Origin of the sequence: Bacillus sp. 103mf (assembly GCF_900116295.1) — a bacterium.
Lineage (GTDB): Bacteria > Bacillota > Bacilli > Bacillales > Bacillaceae_G > Bacillus_A > Bacillus_A bruguierae.
In genome coordinates, this window is the sequence record NZ_FPAF01000001.1 from 134,537 (window position 1) to 152,288 (window position 17,752).

Genomic DNA, 17,752 nt, shown 5'->3' on the forward strand with positions numbered 1-17,752 from the left:
TTAAAGTGTGGGTTACATTTATTTTCGTATTAAACGCTGTTTCCTACGATTTTTCCCTTCATTTATCGCTTGCTGTCTGTCAATTTTTTTTACATTTTCCTGTTCATTGTACCCATGCTGGGACTTTATAGCATTTGCTAAAGATGCTATTGATGGATGGCTGTACATCATAACAACAGGAACCTCCAACCCCAATTCAGATTTTATGATTCCACTCACTTGGAGTAAATCAAGTGAAGATGCCCCTAGTTCGAAGAAATTCTCATTTATATCAGTCTGTTGAGAATGGAAAAAATCTTTAAAAATGTTAGTCAACTTTTCTTCAAGACTACCTAAATCATTTTTAGTAACTGTTGCATCCTGCTGTTTCTCAACTGTTTGATACAATCTGTTTTCTATTCTTGTATTTAAATCACTTAACGAGACAAGAACTTGCGGATAACCAAGCTGCAATACTTCTGCGAATGCTTGTGCCCCTTCAGCAGGTTGCATTCCATTATTTTCACTTTCCCGTTCCTTAAGTGATCGAGATAATAAGCCAGCAGTTTCCCATTCAAATGACATTCCAACTTTATCCCAACGATCCCAATTCACCGTTATTACATTTTTCCCTTCTCTCATAGCAGCATGTGCATAGCTATCCAAAAAGGCATTAGCTGCTGCATAAGCTACCTGTCCACCAGCACCTAAAAATGAAACAAGGGAGGAACAAAGAAGAAAGAAATCTATTTTTTTATCTTTTAATACCTTTCGTAATAGCAATGTACCCTTTAATTTTGCTCTCAATATCTTTTTCTCATCTTCTATTGATCTTGTATGAATCATTTTCCCGTCAGCAATCCCAGCTGCATGAATGATACCGTTTATCTCACCACCAAACCGCTCTATTGTTCTAGCTATAGCCTTTTGAAGCATATCCTCTTCTGATATGTCAGCTTCTATAACGAGTAATTCTGCCCCAAGCTTTTCTAACTCCAACAGTTTCTTGATTTTTCTGGCTTGAATAGTTTCCCGAATTGATTCTTCATGCCATAGTTCCCTTTTAGGAACTGAAGTACGACTGATTAAAACAAGCCTTGCCTGAACATGCTTTGCCAAATAAGCTGCTAATGTTAAACCAATGCCTCCAAGTCCTCCAGTAATAATATAAACTCCTTTTTTCTTAAGCATGCTAGAAGTTGAGATATTATCAGATTTACTTACCTTTTTTGTCCCCCGTATCCAGCGACTTTTACCTCGATATGCAACAACTGCTTGTGAATCATCTTTTACTAATTCATATGAAATAAAACTAGGCCATTCCTCTGTGTCATACTCTTTCTCTTCAAGGCAAAGATCAATATTTTTACATTTAATATTTTTATATTCTTGTGGAATTGTTAAACAAACTCCTGCGATGGCAGCTTGATGAGGTTGCAGATGCTCTGTTCCTGTTACATCATGCCCTTTGTTCGTAATAACAGTGAGATTCACTTTTTTAGTGCTATCTGCTCCTATTAATCGTACAATATCTAAAATCGGAAGATAGCCTGACAATGTCTTTTCTAAGTCCGCCATCTCATCTCCCTCTACTGGTTTCCACATACACACAACATCATCAGGTACAAAATCTTTCTCTTTCAACTTGCTCATGAGTAACTGTAAATGTGGAGTTTGATGATGATCTGCTTCGAATACATTTTTTCCTATTTCCAAAAAATTTTTACCCACTTTAACTGTTACGACTTCCGCACCTTGGTTCTTTAAATACTCACTTAGACGCTCTGTCTCTTCAAAAACAATTACCTTTTTCCCCTGATGACGTATGGATTTGATTGTCGGTTCTATCCGCTCCCAGACCGGAATATAAAACCATTCATCAAAAGGCGATTGGTGCTTATCTATGGATATTATTTGCCCCTTTAGTCTTCCTTCCATATTTTCAGAGAACTCGTGAGGCTCAGGAAATTGTTGATGTTCAAAAGGATACGTCGGAAGTGACACACGCTTATATTGCTCACTTCCTTGAAATTCTCCCCAATTGATACTGACACCTAGTTTCCAAAGTTTCCCGATTCCATTTAGCAAATAAGCATAGTCTTCTCCTATTTCCTTTGGATGCCTAATCAAATTTACTGCTGCGTGATTTTTTGAATAATTTTTATGTTTTCTGACAAATTGACACAGCGTGTTTCCCGGTCCAACTTCAACGAAGATGGCTTCTCCCATATTAAAAAGCGTTTGTAGTCCGGTATCAAACTCCACTTTACTTCTTATTTGCGATGCCCAGTATTCTGCATCCATTACTTCTTCATTTTCAATCCATGTACCAGTTACATTTGAAAGAAATGGTATAGAAGGTTCTCTAAAATGCATCCCTTTGAGCATTCTCGCAAAATGGATCGAGGCTGTTTGCATCATGCTCGAATGAAATGCATGAGATGTTTTTAAATACTGAACCGTGATTCCTTTTTTTTCTAACCCTAATGCAAAAGTTTTCATTTTCTCTGTTGAACCTGAAACAACAGAGAGGTCCGAGCTATTAACAGCTGACAGCTCAATTCCTTCTATTAGCTCTTTTTCTACATTTTTTGCCGACATTGACACACTTACCATGTCACCTTCAGGCATCGTTTGCATCAAATTACCCCTCGTTATTACAATCTTAAGCGCATCCTCTAGGGTAAATACACCTGACAAACAAGCTGCTGTCAGTTCTCCAAGGCTATGACCTATCATGTAATGAGGCTTAATACCACGACTTATTAATAAAGAAGCTAATGCATATTCAAAAGAAAATAGAATAATCTGTGTGTAGACTGTCTGATGGATCAATTTCTCAGCTGTTGCCGTGTCCTGAGCATTCTCTGGGTACAAAATCTTTTTGAAATGTACTCCTTCTATTTCTTCTACGATAGAAAAGCAACGTTCTATTTCCATTTTAAAAACAGGTTCTTTATCATATAAGTCTTTCCCCATGTTCACATACTGAGAACCTTGTCCTGAAAACATAAAAATAACTGCAGGCTGCTGTAAGCAGCGATAAGGCTTTAACTCATGACCAGTCATACCATGTTGACCAATAGTAAATGTCTGACGATAAGGAAAGTGCTTACGTCCTACCTGTAATGTATAGGCCATATCCTTTAACGGTATATGCTGATTCTCTGCTATAAAATATTTTAAGCGTTCCACTGATTTTTCAACTGTTTCTTCAGACCTTGCGGAAAGGACCATTAATTGATCCATTTTTGATTCCTTAAAATCTCTACTTTGAAGTGGTGGCTCTTCCATTACAACATGGACATTTGTTCCACCGATTCCAAAAGAGCTTACTCCCGCTCGGAAAACATTTTCCTTCGTCCACTTTTTCACAGTTGTATTCACATAAAAAGGACTGTTCTCAAAATCAATTTTCGGATTCGGTTTTCGATAATGAAGACTTGGTGTTAATGTTTTTTTATATAAAGTCAACGCTGCTTTAATAAAACCAGCAATTCCAGCTGCTGAATCTAAATGACCAATATTAGTTTTTACAGATCCTATTCCGCAGTATTGGTACTTATTTGTATTAAAAGCTTGTTTTAAAGCTTCAATTTCTACTGGATCTCCTAGGGATGTACCCGTTCCATGTGCTTCAATATAAGAGATACTTTCAGGTTCTACTTTGCTGATTTTCAGCGCTTTTTTTATAACCTCCACCTGACCGTCAATACTAGGGGCTGTATAACCAACTTTTCGACTACCATCATTGTTATAGGCAGAACCCTTAATAACCGCATAAATATGATCACGATCTTTTATTGCTTGTTTAAGTGTCTTTAATACAACCACACCACACCCTTCTCCACCGACGGTTCCCCTCGCTTCCGCATCAAACGCACGACAGTGGCCATCAGGAGACATGATCATTCCTTCTTGATACATATACCCTTTCTTATGAGGAGAATACACCGTAACCCCTCCTGCTAGTGCCATTTTACAGTCTCCTGTAAGTAAGGAACGAGAGGCAAGATGAACAGCTGTTAAAGAAGATGAACATGCCGTGTCAACTGCTACACTTGGTCCTGTTAAATTTAACTTGTATGAGATTTTCGTATTCATAAAATCCTTATCTGTTAATTGTATAGCTGAAAATTGTTCAGATGCGCTATTATTCCGTAATAGCATCGAAGATGCCTGCCAATATAAATTGGCCGATGCCGCTCCAAACAGTCCTATTGGTTGATCGTAAGATTCGGGATTATACCCCGCATCCTCCAGCGATTCCCAAGCTACTTCATGAAACATACGGATTTGTGGATCCATTACTTCTGCCTCTCGCTTAGAATATCCGAAAAACTCTGCATCAAAATGATTATAATTATCGACTGTTCCTTTTGCCCGCACATAGTTATCATTATTTAGTACTTCTTCTTTAACACCCGCTTTTAACAACTCTTCTTTAGAAAAAAAGGTGATAGATTCCGTACCACTTTTTAGATTTCTCCAAAATTCTTTAATATTGTTTGCACCAGGAAAACGGCACGCCATACCTATGACAGCAATTTCTAAACCTGTTGTCTTACTCATCATTACTCCCCCCTAACAATTGCGCGATATTTTCTAATTCAAAAGATTCATCCTCCTCATCTTCACTACTGTCCAACAATTTTTGATTATCATGTGTATTGTTTAATAGAGCGGCAATTTCAGATACAGATGTAAACTGGAACAATTGTAAAACAGATATTTCTCTATGAAATTCTTTTAGTATCTTGTGTGACAATTCAACAATGTTAAATGAGTTGCCTCCAATATCAAAAAAATTGTCTTCAATACTAATTTGTGAAGCTGAGATATTTAAGATTTCAGAAAAAATAGAAATTAGTCTTTTTTCAGTTTCATTATGAGCCTTTATCACGGTTTCATTGAGTATCATCTGCTCCGCCGGATCAGGAAGTGCACGATAGTCCAATTTACCTGATATATTCATTGGAAACTTATCAATTCGAATAAAGTGTCTTGGGATCATATAACTAGGCACTTTCGTGCTCAAAAATTCCCGCAGCTTTCTTTGATTCAGTGGCTTGTCTGATATGATATATGCACAAAGAAATTGATCTTGTGATTCTTTTTGCTGTGGAACCACAACCACTTCACGAACACATTGACCAAGTTCTCGAAAATTAAGCAAGGCTTGCTTTATTTCATCCAGTTCAACTCTAAAACCTCTGATCTTCACTTGATTATCATTTCTTCCCAAAAATTCTATTAAGCCGTCTGAACGCCATCTCGCTAAATCACCAGTACGATACACTTTTTTATCAGAAAGACTAGGAAGCCATGTGAACTTTCGATTGGTTAACTCAGGCTGATTTATATATCCCCTTGCGACACCATCACCAGAAATGCATAATTCTCCAAATATACCAATTGGTACAAGTTGATCAAACGAATCCACTATATATATTTGTTCATTCGGCATTGGACTTCCAATTGGAACCACATTTTCATTCCAATCTTCAGGAATTATAAATGCAGTAGATTGTACAGAGCATTCTGTTGGACCATAGTTATTTGTCATAATCGGCCTATTTTTCTTAAAAGTTTGTAAAAATCGGTTCACTAATTCTGATGTTAAAATTTCCCCTCCGACTAAAAGCAGCTTTAATTCTTGAACGCAATGGGAATCATTATCCGAAACTGCTTCAGTCATTAAACGTAAATGTGAAGGTGTTGCATCTGACACATGAATGTGGTTTTTTTCATAGAAAGACCATAATTGTTTTCCATCCACCCTAATATTGTCAGGTGCAATGTAAAGAGTATGACCTAAAAGCAGAGCTGGAAACATCGTTTGTACAGAAGCATCAAATATATGCGATGCCAGCATTCCAATATGAAGACTTTCTAATGGTAATCTATTAAGATGACGGTTTTTTAGTCCATGTACTAAATTTATGACTTGACGATGTTCAACCATCACACCTTTTGGATTCCCTGTTGTACCGGATGTATATAAAACATAAGCCAAATCTGTGGGGACAGGTTTATCACTATGAACCGCCATATTTCCAATGAAATCAAACAAGTCATCAATTAGAATGATATCTCTATTTTCTATCGGTAATATTTCTGTAGAATTTGTCAAAATCACCTTTGTACAGCTGTTTTCAAGCATATAACATATTCTTTCAACAGGTAGGTGAACATCAATCGGTAAATATGGACAACCCGCTTTTAATATACCTAGTATCGCAATAATCATTTCAGCCGAACGATAAACCATAAGACCGATTGGTTCATTCTGATTTACATTCTTTTTTCTTAAAAACATAGCAATGCGCTCTGACAAATCATCAACCTCTCGATACGTATAGCGCACGTCCTCAAAAACAACCGCAAGATGATCAGGTTTTTGTCTTACCTGCTCTTGAAATAATTCAACAATCGATTTGTCCTCAGGATAAGTTTGTATAATTTGGTTGAATACCTTCATTTGTTCCAACTCTTCATCAGAAAGTATTTTATATTCAGACACTTCTTTTTCTGGTGAATTTAAAGCTTGTTCTGCCAGCGTACAGATATGGCTTGACAGCCTGCGTATTGTTTCTTGATCATAATGGCGAAGATTCCAGAAAATCCCCCCACTAAGGTGATCATCTTCTCCACGCTTGAATGAAATTAACAGATCGGTATTCATTTCTTTCAGTGTTGTTTCCTGGTGAAGGTTTTCTAACATTAGAGAAAAACCAAAATAATTTTGATTTTTCTTTTGTATCATCCACAGCTCATCTAAGAAACTTTTCACAGGGTAATTTTGATGAATGAATGCATCCTTCATTGCCTCCTTTACACGTTGAAGACATTCCCTGAAGTTCATTGTAGACTCAATTTCTACTTTTAATGGAAGTATGTTATTGATACCTGTTTGTGTATTTTTTTGCTTAATTATAGGAGCGGCAGTCAGTAATTCCGACTTACCGCTATAACGATGCATTAAAACTACAGTTACAGTCATTAAAATGGTAAACATGCGCAAATCCGATTCCCCTGCTGACTCTAAAATTTTCTTACTTAGATCAGATGGAACCGTAAATGTCAGATTGGCTGCTTCATCTCTTTGATTGAGGCGATGTGAAAGATAAGGAAATTGCACAGCTGGCTGAGCCTCAGATAAAATATCTGTCCAATACGCCCGTTCTCTCACCTTTTCAAGAGTTGCTACTTTTAATTCATCCACTTTTTACTCACCTCTTTATACTAGATTTTCAAGTCATCTAATTCGAGTAATGAGACTTCATCTAGTTTCTGTAAAGATGAAAGGCTCTCAATGTCCTCTAATTTGATATGTGTATCATTTATTACGGCCGCTAGAATTTCTTTCAAACTATTTACTAACCTTTCAATCGTTTCCTTCGTAAATAAGTCCGTATTATATTCAATGACAGCTGATAGCCCATCTTCCTCAGTTACAATCCATAATAAGTCAAACCGAGAAACTGCTGTTTCATATTTATAGTCATGAAGCTTAATTCCTTCTATCTCCAATTCAGGCTGGTTTAGATTTTGAAGAGCAAACACGACATCAAATATAAGGTTTCTACTCATATCTCGTTTTAATTTTAAATCTCGAACCATATTTTCATATTGATAGTCTTGATGTTCAAAATCTTCGATCACCAGCTGCCTTACATGACGTAAAAGATCTATAAACGTCATTTCTTTTTTAGGATAGAACCGCAGAGGAAGCATATTGACAAAAATGCCTATAATCTTCTGAAGCTCCTCTTGTTTTCTTCCTGCAACAGGAACACCAACTACAATATCTGATTGACCAGTAAGCTTATGAAGCAATATTTGATAAATCGTCAAGATCCCCATAAACAGCGTTGCATCTTCCCTTGCGATTATTCGCTTAAATGCCGTTAATTCTTCCTTACTAATCCGAAATTGATAATGGGCTCCTGTAAAGCTTTTTACTTCCGGTCTTTTATAATCAGTAGGAAGCTGCAAAACAGGTGCACCTTCAAGCCTTTTTATCCAGTATTCACCTAGTTTGTTAAGTTCATTTGATGCAAGTATCTGATTTTGCCACTCAGAGAAGTCTTTGTACTGAAGCTCTAAAGAAGTTAATTCCTTTCCGTCATACAAATCCATAAACTCACTAATTAAAATATCCTGCGATAATCCATCAGAGATAATGTGGTGCATGTCAAGCATCAACACATACTCATTTTCAGTAACCTTCATTACGCCCGTTCGCATCAACGGTGCTTGTTCCAATTCAAAAGGCTTTAAAAATTGATTAATAACTTCCTTTTGACTTTGTTCAGACTTTAATTGATCGTTTATATCTGATAAATCAAAGAATTCAACATGAAACTCAACATTATCCTCAATTTTTTGAACAGGTACACCATCTATTACGACAAATGAAGTTCTTAAACTTTCATGCCGCTTGATTAATTTCATAAATGTACGCTCTAATTTTTCCATGTTCAGTTTTCCCACTATTCTTCCAGCAGTAAATTCATTATAACCAGTGCTCGTTTTATCAAATTGCTGTACAAGATAGAGTCGCTTCTGAGCTGAAGAAAGTGGATAAAAATCCTTTTGCGGCGCTTTTTCAATAATTTGATATGTCTTTTTCTCTGCTCCGCTCAAGTATTGAGCCATTTCCCTAATTGTTGGTATTTTAAAGAATTCTGGTAATGGTATTACAACACTGAATGCTTTATGGATAATGGATATAAAATTAATTGCTTTTAATGAGTCACCACCCATCTCAAAGAAATCGTCATCAATACCAATTTGACTGATTTTAAAGAAATTCTGCCAGTAAATACTCAACTCTTTTTCTAAAACAGTAACTGGTTCCATATATTCAGTAGATATCTCCGGACGATCATATAAAGGAAGCTTTTCTTTTGTATCCTTTTCCCCTGATAACTGTAAACGATCCACATATTTATCAATACGTTCTTGTAAATTGGTTGCTGAAACAATAATTTGATCGAAATGTCCTAATCTTAGAATTATTTCAAATACATTTCTTCCTTCATTTGCACGAATCAACGTCTCTTGTAAATTTTTCGCGATTGGTATATCAGGATTTTTTCCATCTTCAAATTCCCATCCGTCAAAATTCAATGCAGTCCATGGCACAGGATGATTTAAGTTGTGTTGATACACAAAAGTATCTATGAATTGATTGACAGCCGTATAAGCAGTGAAACCAAGCCCACCTAAAATGGGTGACAAAGACGAAAGCAATATACAAAAATCAAGCGGACGATCTCTTAAAACTTTTTCTAACAAAAGAACACCGTTCATTTTAGCTTGGAGATGTGCTTCGGAAAATACCTTGTCTGTTTGTTCCATCATTCTAAATGATTGTTCCCCAGTTACCCCTGCAGCATATATAACACCATTTACCATTCCAAATGTACGTTCCGCCAACTGAACCACTTCATTTATATCCTCTTCTTTGCCGACATCTAATGCAGCAATTATGACTTGTGCTCCAGCTTCTTCAATCGCCTTCACTTTCATTATTTTTTTAACCATAGGGTCATCTTGAGAGTGCGACTCAATTAATAACTGCCATTCTTTCCTTGGAGGAAGTCCTGATCTACTTGTCAGAATAAGCTTTCCTTGGGTCTTTTCCGCCAATGTTTGTGCCAAATTCAAACCAATAAAGCCCAATCCACCTATCAATATATACACACCGTTCTGTTTTAAATGCCCTATATTACCTTGCATAGATTGTGAAGGGAGAGCTGTTTGAACGTAATCTCTAATGTACCGTTTATTATCTCTATAAACTGTTAATATACTTCCCTTGTCTCTCAACAATTCTTCTTGTAATAGCTTCAGCAACTTCTCTTCCTTCCACGTTCCTATCTGCTGTTTATCAATATCTATAATTCTATAATGAAGAAGCGGTGATTCCTGCGAAATTACCATACTCGGCCCTAGATGAAGCGCTTTTTCCGGATATAGAACCGTTTCTCCTCCGATATAGTAAGCAAGTGAGGATAAGACAGTGATATGAACCTCTTGATCTATTACTCTCTTTTTTAAAACTTGTCCTAAGTAAAGTAGTGAATAAAAACATTCACTTTGCATTTGCTTAATCCACTCAGGCGTTTCAACCTTAGTATCCCTTTCAGCTAGCCCCCACAAGTGTATTACACGAGAAATATGGTTATCATCTTTTATTAAAGAATCAAACAGTTGTTGATAATCATCAGCTGAATCCGGACGAATGGTATACAAGTTATTTTCATGTTTATTAAAATGACTCCCCTTTTGCACAATAATGCAATGATCTTGAACCTTTGTGACTTCAGTTATCAGCTGTTGTGCAAAGGCCGTTTCTTCCATAAAAATTAGTACGCATTCATTATTACCTTGACCTCGTGAGGAAAATGGTAAAATTTCCTTTTTCCACTGAGGCATATAGAACCAATCCCTCAATGGCTTCTTCACACCTTCTGATGAAATTACAGGTGATACCGGACTTTTATTTGTTTCATACCAAAAAGATTCTTTTTCAAACGGATAAGTCGGTAATGAAATTTTTCCTGGGTTTCTATTTAAATGGAAACTGATCCAATCTATTTTAGTACCGTGCATCCAAAGCATTCCAATTTTTCCGAGTAAAAATTGAACATCCGACATAGATTGCTTCGCGTGCCTTAGCATATTACATGCTTGTTGATTTTTCTCTATCTTTAAAGATCTCTTCACCAAAACACTTAAATCTTGTCCAGGGCCAATCTCGATAAATATAATATCTTCATAATTTGACAATTTCTGAATACCTTCTGCGAACCGAACAGGCTCAGTCATATGCTTCATCCAGTATTCACAGTTTACGGCATCTTTATCAGTCATCCAATCACCTGTTAAATTAGAGAAGAACGGAATTTTAGGCTTCTGATATGACATATGTTTTGCTTGTTCTCCGAAGACTTTAGCCGCATGAGCCATTACATGAGAATGTGCTGCAATAGAACCATTTAGGCGCATGCACAGTAATTTCTTCCGTTTTAACTGTTCTTCAAAGGCGAAAATTTCTTTCTCCAAACCAGATACAATACAGGAGGAATCGTTTACTACAGCTAATGATATTTGTTCAGGAAGCAAGGCTTGAATTTCTTTTTCCGGAAGTGGGACACTTAACATTGCTCCCTTTGGTGCTTCTTGCATGGATTGTCCTCTTAGGCAGATCAGTTTCATAGCATCACATAATGTAAAAACTCCTGATAATGTTGCAGCCGTCAACTCTCCAAAACTGTACCCAATCATGGTCCAAGGACGCATTCCCCAATTCATTAACAGAACTGCTAGTGCATATTCAATTGAAAAAATTGCCGGTTGGGCATATTTTGTTTCTAAAATCTTTTTGAATGCTGTTTCTTCATACTGTTTATCAGGATATAAAATCATTTCTAATCTTTCACCTGTGATATTGTAAAACTCCTGAAAACAAGCATCCATCGTTTTTTTAAATAGAGGTTCCTCCCGGTAAAGGTTAAGCCCCATATTCACGTACTGACTACCTTGGCCTGAAAACATGAATACCAACTTTTTTTCCTTATTTTGCTGAGTATGAGTAATCGAACCAATACCTCGCTCTTGACTTTGTGTAAGCAAACGGACAGCCTCTTCCCTATCCTTTGCAACAAATATTTGTTTATAGTCAAAATGCTTTCTTCCAGTTTGTAAAGTATATGAAGCATCCGCGATATTCAAATTCTCATTACTTTCAATATGATGTAATAAATCTTTTTTCATCTTTTCAAGACCAGTCCTCGTTTTAGCTGATAAAGGAAACAGCTGGTAAGATCTTGGATTTTCTTTTCTTTTACACGATGGTGCTTCCTCCAAAATCACATGAGCATTTGTCCCCCCCATTCCAAATGAGCTAATACCAGCTCGACGTGGAGTACTATTTTTTTCCCATGGCGTAAGTTGATCATTGACAAAGAACGGACTGTTTTCAAAGTCGATATTAGGATTTGCCTGTTTAAAATGAAGACTTGGAACGTAATGCTTATTTTTTAATGAAAGAACTGTTTTGATTAAACCAGCTATTCCTGCTGCCGCATCAAGATGACCAATATTGGTTTTAACAGAGCCAATTCTGCAAAATCTTCGTTTATTTGTTTGAAAAGCTTTGGTCAATGCATCTATCTCAATCGGATCTCCTAGAGCAGTACCTGTACCATGTGTCTCTACATAGTTAATTGTTTCTGGATTAATGTTAGCCATAGTAATCGCTTCTTGTATGACCTGCATCTGTCCTTGGACACTTGGTGCATTGTAGCCGATTTTTTGATCTCCATCATTATTAATAGCCGAACCTTTTACCACTGCATGTATTTGATCCCCGTCTGCTAATGCCTGGCTAAGCGATTTTAATACCACAAAGCCTACCCCATCTCCCCCAACCGTTCCATTTGCGGCTTGGTCAAATGCGCGGCAATGTCCATCTGGAGATTTCACCATATTTTCCTGATAAATATATCCTGATGTGACAGGATGAAGAATTGAGACCCCACCTGCAAGTGCTACATCCGATTCACCATTTAAGATAGATTGACATGCCAAATGCAGCGCCACTAAAGAAGTTGAGCAAGCTGTCTGTAGCGTTATAGCTGGACCTTTTAAATTCAACTTATGAGCAATGCGCGTACTAACAGTATAAGTATCATTTAAAGAACCTATTTCAAAAAGCTCAGACATACTCCCATCCAAAGATTTAGCAAAACGCTGAATCCACTGAAAATTAGATGATGAGCCAGTAAACAATCCAATTTTCCCATGGTACTCAGTAGAAACACAACCTGCATCCTCTAACGCTTTCCATGCATACTCATGAAGCAAACGAATTTGAGGATCCATCATCTCAACTTGTACTGGTGAATATCCGAAAAAAGGAGCATCAAATAAATCAGGACCTTCTATAATTCCTTTTGCTTTTACATAATCAGGTCTATCTAATGTTTGTTTATCAATACCCGCTTCCAATAATTCCTCATCTGTAAAGAAGGAAATAGATTCTACTCCCCCTCGAAGATTCTCCCAAAACTCATCTAAGTTTTTTGCTCCTGGGAAACGGCCTGCCATACCAATAATCGCGATGTGTTCATTCGCTTTTCTGACATGTATTGGTTTATCTGTAGTATCTTTTTTCTCACTTGGTTCTTGTTCTACTCCCGATAAGTAATCAGCAAGCGTAAAAATCGTCGGCCTGCGAAACATTTCGACCATCGGAATATCTTTCCCCATCTTTTTTGATAATTGCTGATTAACTTGAATGAGATTCAAAGAATTTCCACCTATTTCAAAAAACTTATCATGGACACCAATATTAGCCACACCAAGCACATTGTGCCAAATCTCTTGAATAATTTTTGTTGTATCAGAATTAGGTTCAGCCTCATCTTCTTTTCGTACAGTCTTATTGATGGCTGGTAAAGCCTTTTTATCCAGTTTTCCATTTGCCGTAAGAGGCATTGTATCTACTGCTATAAAATGTGACGGGACCATATATTCCGGTAAATAACGACTTAAATAATCACGTAATTCTTTTTGCTTCACTGATTGACTTGATGTAAAATAAGCAACAAGACAAGGAGTTTCTGATGGATCTATTTTCACAGCAACTGCTGCTGATTTGATCTTCTCATATGTATTGAGCCAATGTTCAATCTCACCGATTTCAATACGATAGCCTCTCAACTTAATTTGCTCATCTTTTCTTCCCAAAAATCGAATATTTCCATCAGGCATAAAACAAGCAGCATCTCCAGTTTTATACAGCCTTTCACCTGGCTTGAACGGATTTTCAACGAATCGCTCTTTTGTTAATTCATCTCTTCCTAAATATCCCCTAGCTACACCTTTTCCCCCAATATATAATTCACCTATCATACCTTGAGGCAATAAATTCATATGACGATCCAGTATATAAATGTCTGTTTGGGTAGCTGGAAGTCCAATTGGTACATCCACATTATGATCTTTAGTCGAAGAATAGAGATAACTCGTACACCCAACTACTGTTTCAGTTGGTCCATATTCATTGAAAATCTCAACCTGATGGTCAAAGTTTTTTTCAATCTTCTCAGCCAATGATGTTTCTAATTGTTCACCACCTAAAATGAAACACTTCATCGCACTGTTTGGAAACTGTAAATCCTTAATAAAATACAAATGAGATGGTGTTAATTTCATAACATGAGCACGATTGTCTTTCAAAATATGTTCGACAAGCAACTGGCGGTTATTATGATGATAAATAATAATCGTATTTCCCGTGACAAGTGGCGTGAAAATAGATGTTATTGTTAAATCAAATGCCAGAGAAGTGTATAATGCAAAATCTCTTTTTTCTCCTCGAACATATTTCTTTGCTGCCCAATCAATATAATTTTCAAGACCTAAATGCTTAACTAATACTCCTTTCGGTCTACCTGTCGTACCTGAAGTATAGATGCAGTACGCAATATTTTGAGAACCGTAATTTTTAGCTGGATTTTCATCATTTCCTTGAAATAACTCTCGATTTTTAATATCAAATTTCATACCATTGTATGAATATGTAACATTATTCATTTCCTGGGTCAAAAGAATCTTTACTCCACTATCATTTAATAAATATTCAATTCTTTCTCTTGGATAATCTGGATCAATCGGAACATAGGCAGCACCTGTTTTTAAAATAGCTAGGCAAGCAATGACCATTTCAATAGAATGTTCCGTCATAATACCTATTCTTTGTTCTGGCAAGACACCTTTTCTCTTTAAAAAATAAGCAAATTGATTAACCTTTTTGTTTAGTTCCTCATACGTCAATTGTTCTGAACCAAATTCAATTGCCTTGGCTTTTGGGGTTTTTTTCACTTGCTCTTCAAACATATCAATAACAGTTCGCTCTTCATAACCTGTGAGACCATCATATTTACAAATCTGATTGAGTTGATATTCTTTTTCTGTCTCTGTCAGCATTTGAAGCTGTGGAACTGAATACTCTGGATGCCTTAATACATTAGACAATAAGCGAGTAAAGTGTTCACTTATCATTTTCATTTGATTACTTGTAAACACAGCAGGATTATAGATATACGAGAGATGGATATTTTCATTAAATGCCTGCACACTTAAAGTTAAATCCAATTCTGTCTGCTCAAACATTTCAAAATGATAAATTGAAAGTGGATGATCACTATTTTTCAGTACTTGATCAATCGGATAATTTTCAATGACGACATTTGATTCAAATAATTGCTGCTCAGCTGTAACTCCTGCGTATACTTTCAAATCAGATAGAGGTGTGTGTTCATACTCGTTTCTTGTTTTTGTTTGCTTATTTACGGTTTGTATAAAATCCAATACTGTGGATCGCGCATGAGCTTGCATACGTAATGGTAATGTATTAATAAACAACCCCGTCATTTTTTCAATACCCTGCAATTCAATATTTCTCCCCGAAACAGTTGTACCAAAAACAACATCTTCTTGATCTGAATACCTCATAAGAAGAAATCCCCATACACTATAAACAACCGAAGCTAATGTTACTTGATTTTCAGACGCAAATTCTCGAAGAGCCTTTACCTGTAATGCTGATAATTGCATTTCATGTTTAGAAAACCGTCCGCTTTTTTGAACAGACTCTTCTGTTTTAGCCATCAACCTTACAGGTTCCCATCCTTTAAATAATTTCTTCCAATACTCTTCTTGTTTACCTTTTTTCCGTACCTGATCTTGTTGCCACTTGACAAAATCTTGATAAGAAGGTTTTGTCAAAAACTTTACTTCCTGTCCTTCAGTGAGATTTTTATATGCTTCCATCCATTCACTTAGTACAATTCCCATGCTCCAGCCATCCATTAAAATATGATGAAAGCTGACTATAATCCAACTATTTTCTTCACTTATTTTACAAATGGTAATACGAAAAGGTACGTCTTGAAGATTAAATCGTTCTTTTCTATCTTGGGATAATACTTTTTCCTTCAGCTGTTTTACATCAATTTCGTTTCGATTAGATAAGTCAACATATCGAATATCCACCGTGTTTTCTTTCAAAATAATTTGTACAGGCTTCATTACTTCTTTCCATCTAAATAGAGTTCTCAACATTTCGTTATTCTCAACAGTCAGTTCCCAGGCCTCTTTAAAATAACTTTGATCTATCTGCCCTTTAATTTGCAAAAACATTTGTTCAAAATATGCATCACCGTCTGGCTCCATCAAATGATGAAAAAGTAAACCTTCTTGTATTGTTGTTAAGCCAAGCATATTCTCTATATTTGTTCGATTTAATTTTTCCACTTTATCACTCACAAGATCATCTCCGTTCTGCCTATATATGCTTGACGAAATATTTTCTTAGTCCATAATTTGCAATGATCTGTTGCTGAATTTGAGAAGTTCCCTCAATGATTTCTAGAACCTTTGCTTCTCTATACAGTCTCTCTGCGGAACATTCCTTACTAATACCAACTCCTCCATGAATTTGTATATTTTCATTTGTAATATCTACTGCTATTTTTGACGTGAAATATTTAGCTATAGATGTTTCTATTATTGCATCTGGATCTTGAGACATTCTCATTTGTCCAGCTTTCAAACATAATGCACGTGCACCATGAAGCCGCGTTACAGCGTCACCAATCATCCCTTTAATTAATTGATGCTTGTATAATTTCTCTCCGAACTGAGTTCTTTTTCTTGAGTAAGTAACCATAGTATCAACAGCCTCTTGTGCTATAGCAAGACCCGCCCATGCCACACTATATCTCCCATGATCCAAAGCTAAAGAAACAATGTGATTAAACCCTCCCCCCAATGGGCCGAGTATTTGTTGCTCCGACACTCTTACTTGATTAAAATTAATTTCTGCAAGATATGAAGCACGATTCGCCATCATACCAGAAATCCGTTTTACATCTACCCCACTCTGATATCTATCAACAAGAAAAGCAGTAACCTCTTTGCCATTCCTTGCAATTACAATAAAAAAATCAGCAATTGCTCCAAAAGAAATCCATTTCTTAACTCCATTTATGATGTATTCATTTCCTTGACTATAATAAGTAGTTTCGACATTAGTAGCATCTGAGCCAATATTCGGCTCAGATAATGCAAACGCTCCTATTTTCATTCCCCTTGCTACTGGAACCAGCCATTCTTTTTTCTGCTGTTCTGTTCCGTATCTTAACAAAGATTCACTAACTAATGAATTCACAGTAGTCAATGTCCGAATGTTACAACACGCTTTACCAATTTGTTCAGTAAACAAACCATATTCAATAGGATTAAGCCCAAGTCCGTTGTAAGTTTCCGGAATATTCGCTGCAAAATAACCTCTTCTTCCCATATCGTTTAATAGTTCTCTAGGTACAGTTTCCTTCTCATCAAATTCCCCTGCAAAAGGTCTAATCTTCTCTGTACAATACCGACGAATTTCTTCAATAATATCCGTTTTCTTTTCAGCTATTTTCATGAACGTTCGCTCCTGTCTGTTTTTTTTCTATAAGCGCAACAATTCGATTGACTGTACTAAAATTCGCAATATTTAAATCCTGATTATCTAGCTCAAATCCAAAATCCTGTTCCAAATAGTTTACAAGCTTCATTGCAAACAGGGAATTAACGAATCCCATCTCAAAAATATGACTATCATTTGATAAATTTATTTCCTCATCAAAAACAACTAGATTTTTCTCAATATATTCTCTCACTCTTTCATGAAGATTCATTAGTCATT

At 36.3% G+C, this 17,752-nt stretch carries 5 protein-coding genes; all 5 read right to left on the reverse strand.

Translation table 11 applies throughout. The annotated features are described in order from the left end of the window. Nucleotides 1-18 precede the first annotated feature (18 nt). Genes BM350_RS00695 through BM350_RS00715 form a run of 5 tightly spaced genes read right to left on the reverse strand, consistent with a single transcriptional unit; the run spans nucleotide 19 to nucleotide 17,744 of the window. Nucleotides 19-4,554 carry a type I polyketide synthase gene (locus BM350_RS00695; RefSeq protein ID WP_348272190.1) on the reverse strand — a complete coding sequence of 1,512 codons (4,536 nt, stop codon included), beginning with the start codon at nucleotides 4,552-4,554 and terminating at the stop codon, nucleotides 19-21. Further along, entirely contained in the window at nucleotides 4,544-7,204 is a 2,661-nt protein-coding gene (locus BM350_RS00700) for a non-ribosomal peptide synthetase (RefSeq protein ID WP_090913209.1), read from the reverse strand. The genes BM350_RS00695 and BM350_RS00700 overlap by 11 nt, the downstream gene beginning before the upstream one ends. Nucleotides 7,205-7,224: 20 nt before the next feature. Beyond that, nucleotides 7,225-16,326: a hybrid non-ribosomal peptide synthetase/type I polyketide synthase gene (locus BM350_RS00705; RefSeq protein ID WP_090913207.1), complete on the reverse strand. Its 9,102-nt coding sequence runs from the start codon at nucleotides 16,324-16,326 to the stop codon at nucleotides 7,225-7,227. 19 nt (nucleotides 16,327-16,345) lie between these two features. Continuing rightward, nucleotides 16,346-17,488 (reverse strand): acyl-CoA dehydrogenase family protein, encoded by a 1,143-nt coding sequence (locus BM350_RS00710; RefSeq protein ID WP_090913205.1) that lies wholly within the window; start codon nucleotides 17,486-17,488, stop codon nucleotides 16,346-16,348. Beyond that, a complete protein-coding gene (locus tag BM350_RS00715; protein ID WP_017151595.1) occupies nucleotides 17,475-17,744 on the reverse strand; it encodes an acyl carrier protein in 270 nt (89 codons plus the stop codon). The genes BM350_RS00710 and BM350_RS00715 overlap by 14 nt, the downstream gene beginning before the upstream one ends. Nucleotides 17,745-17,752: the final 8 nt, after the last annotated feature.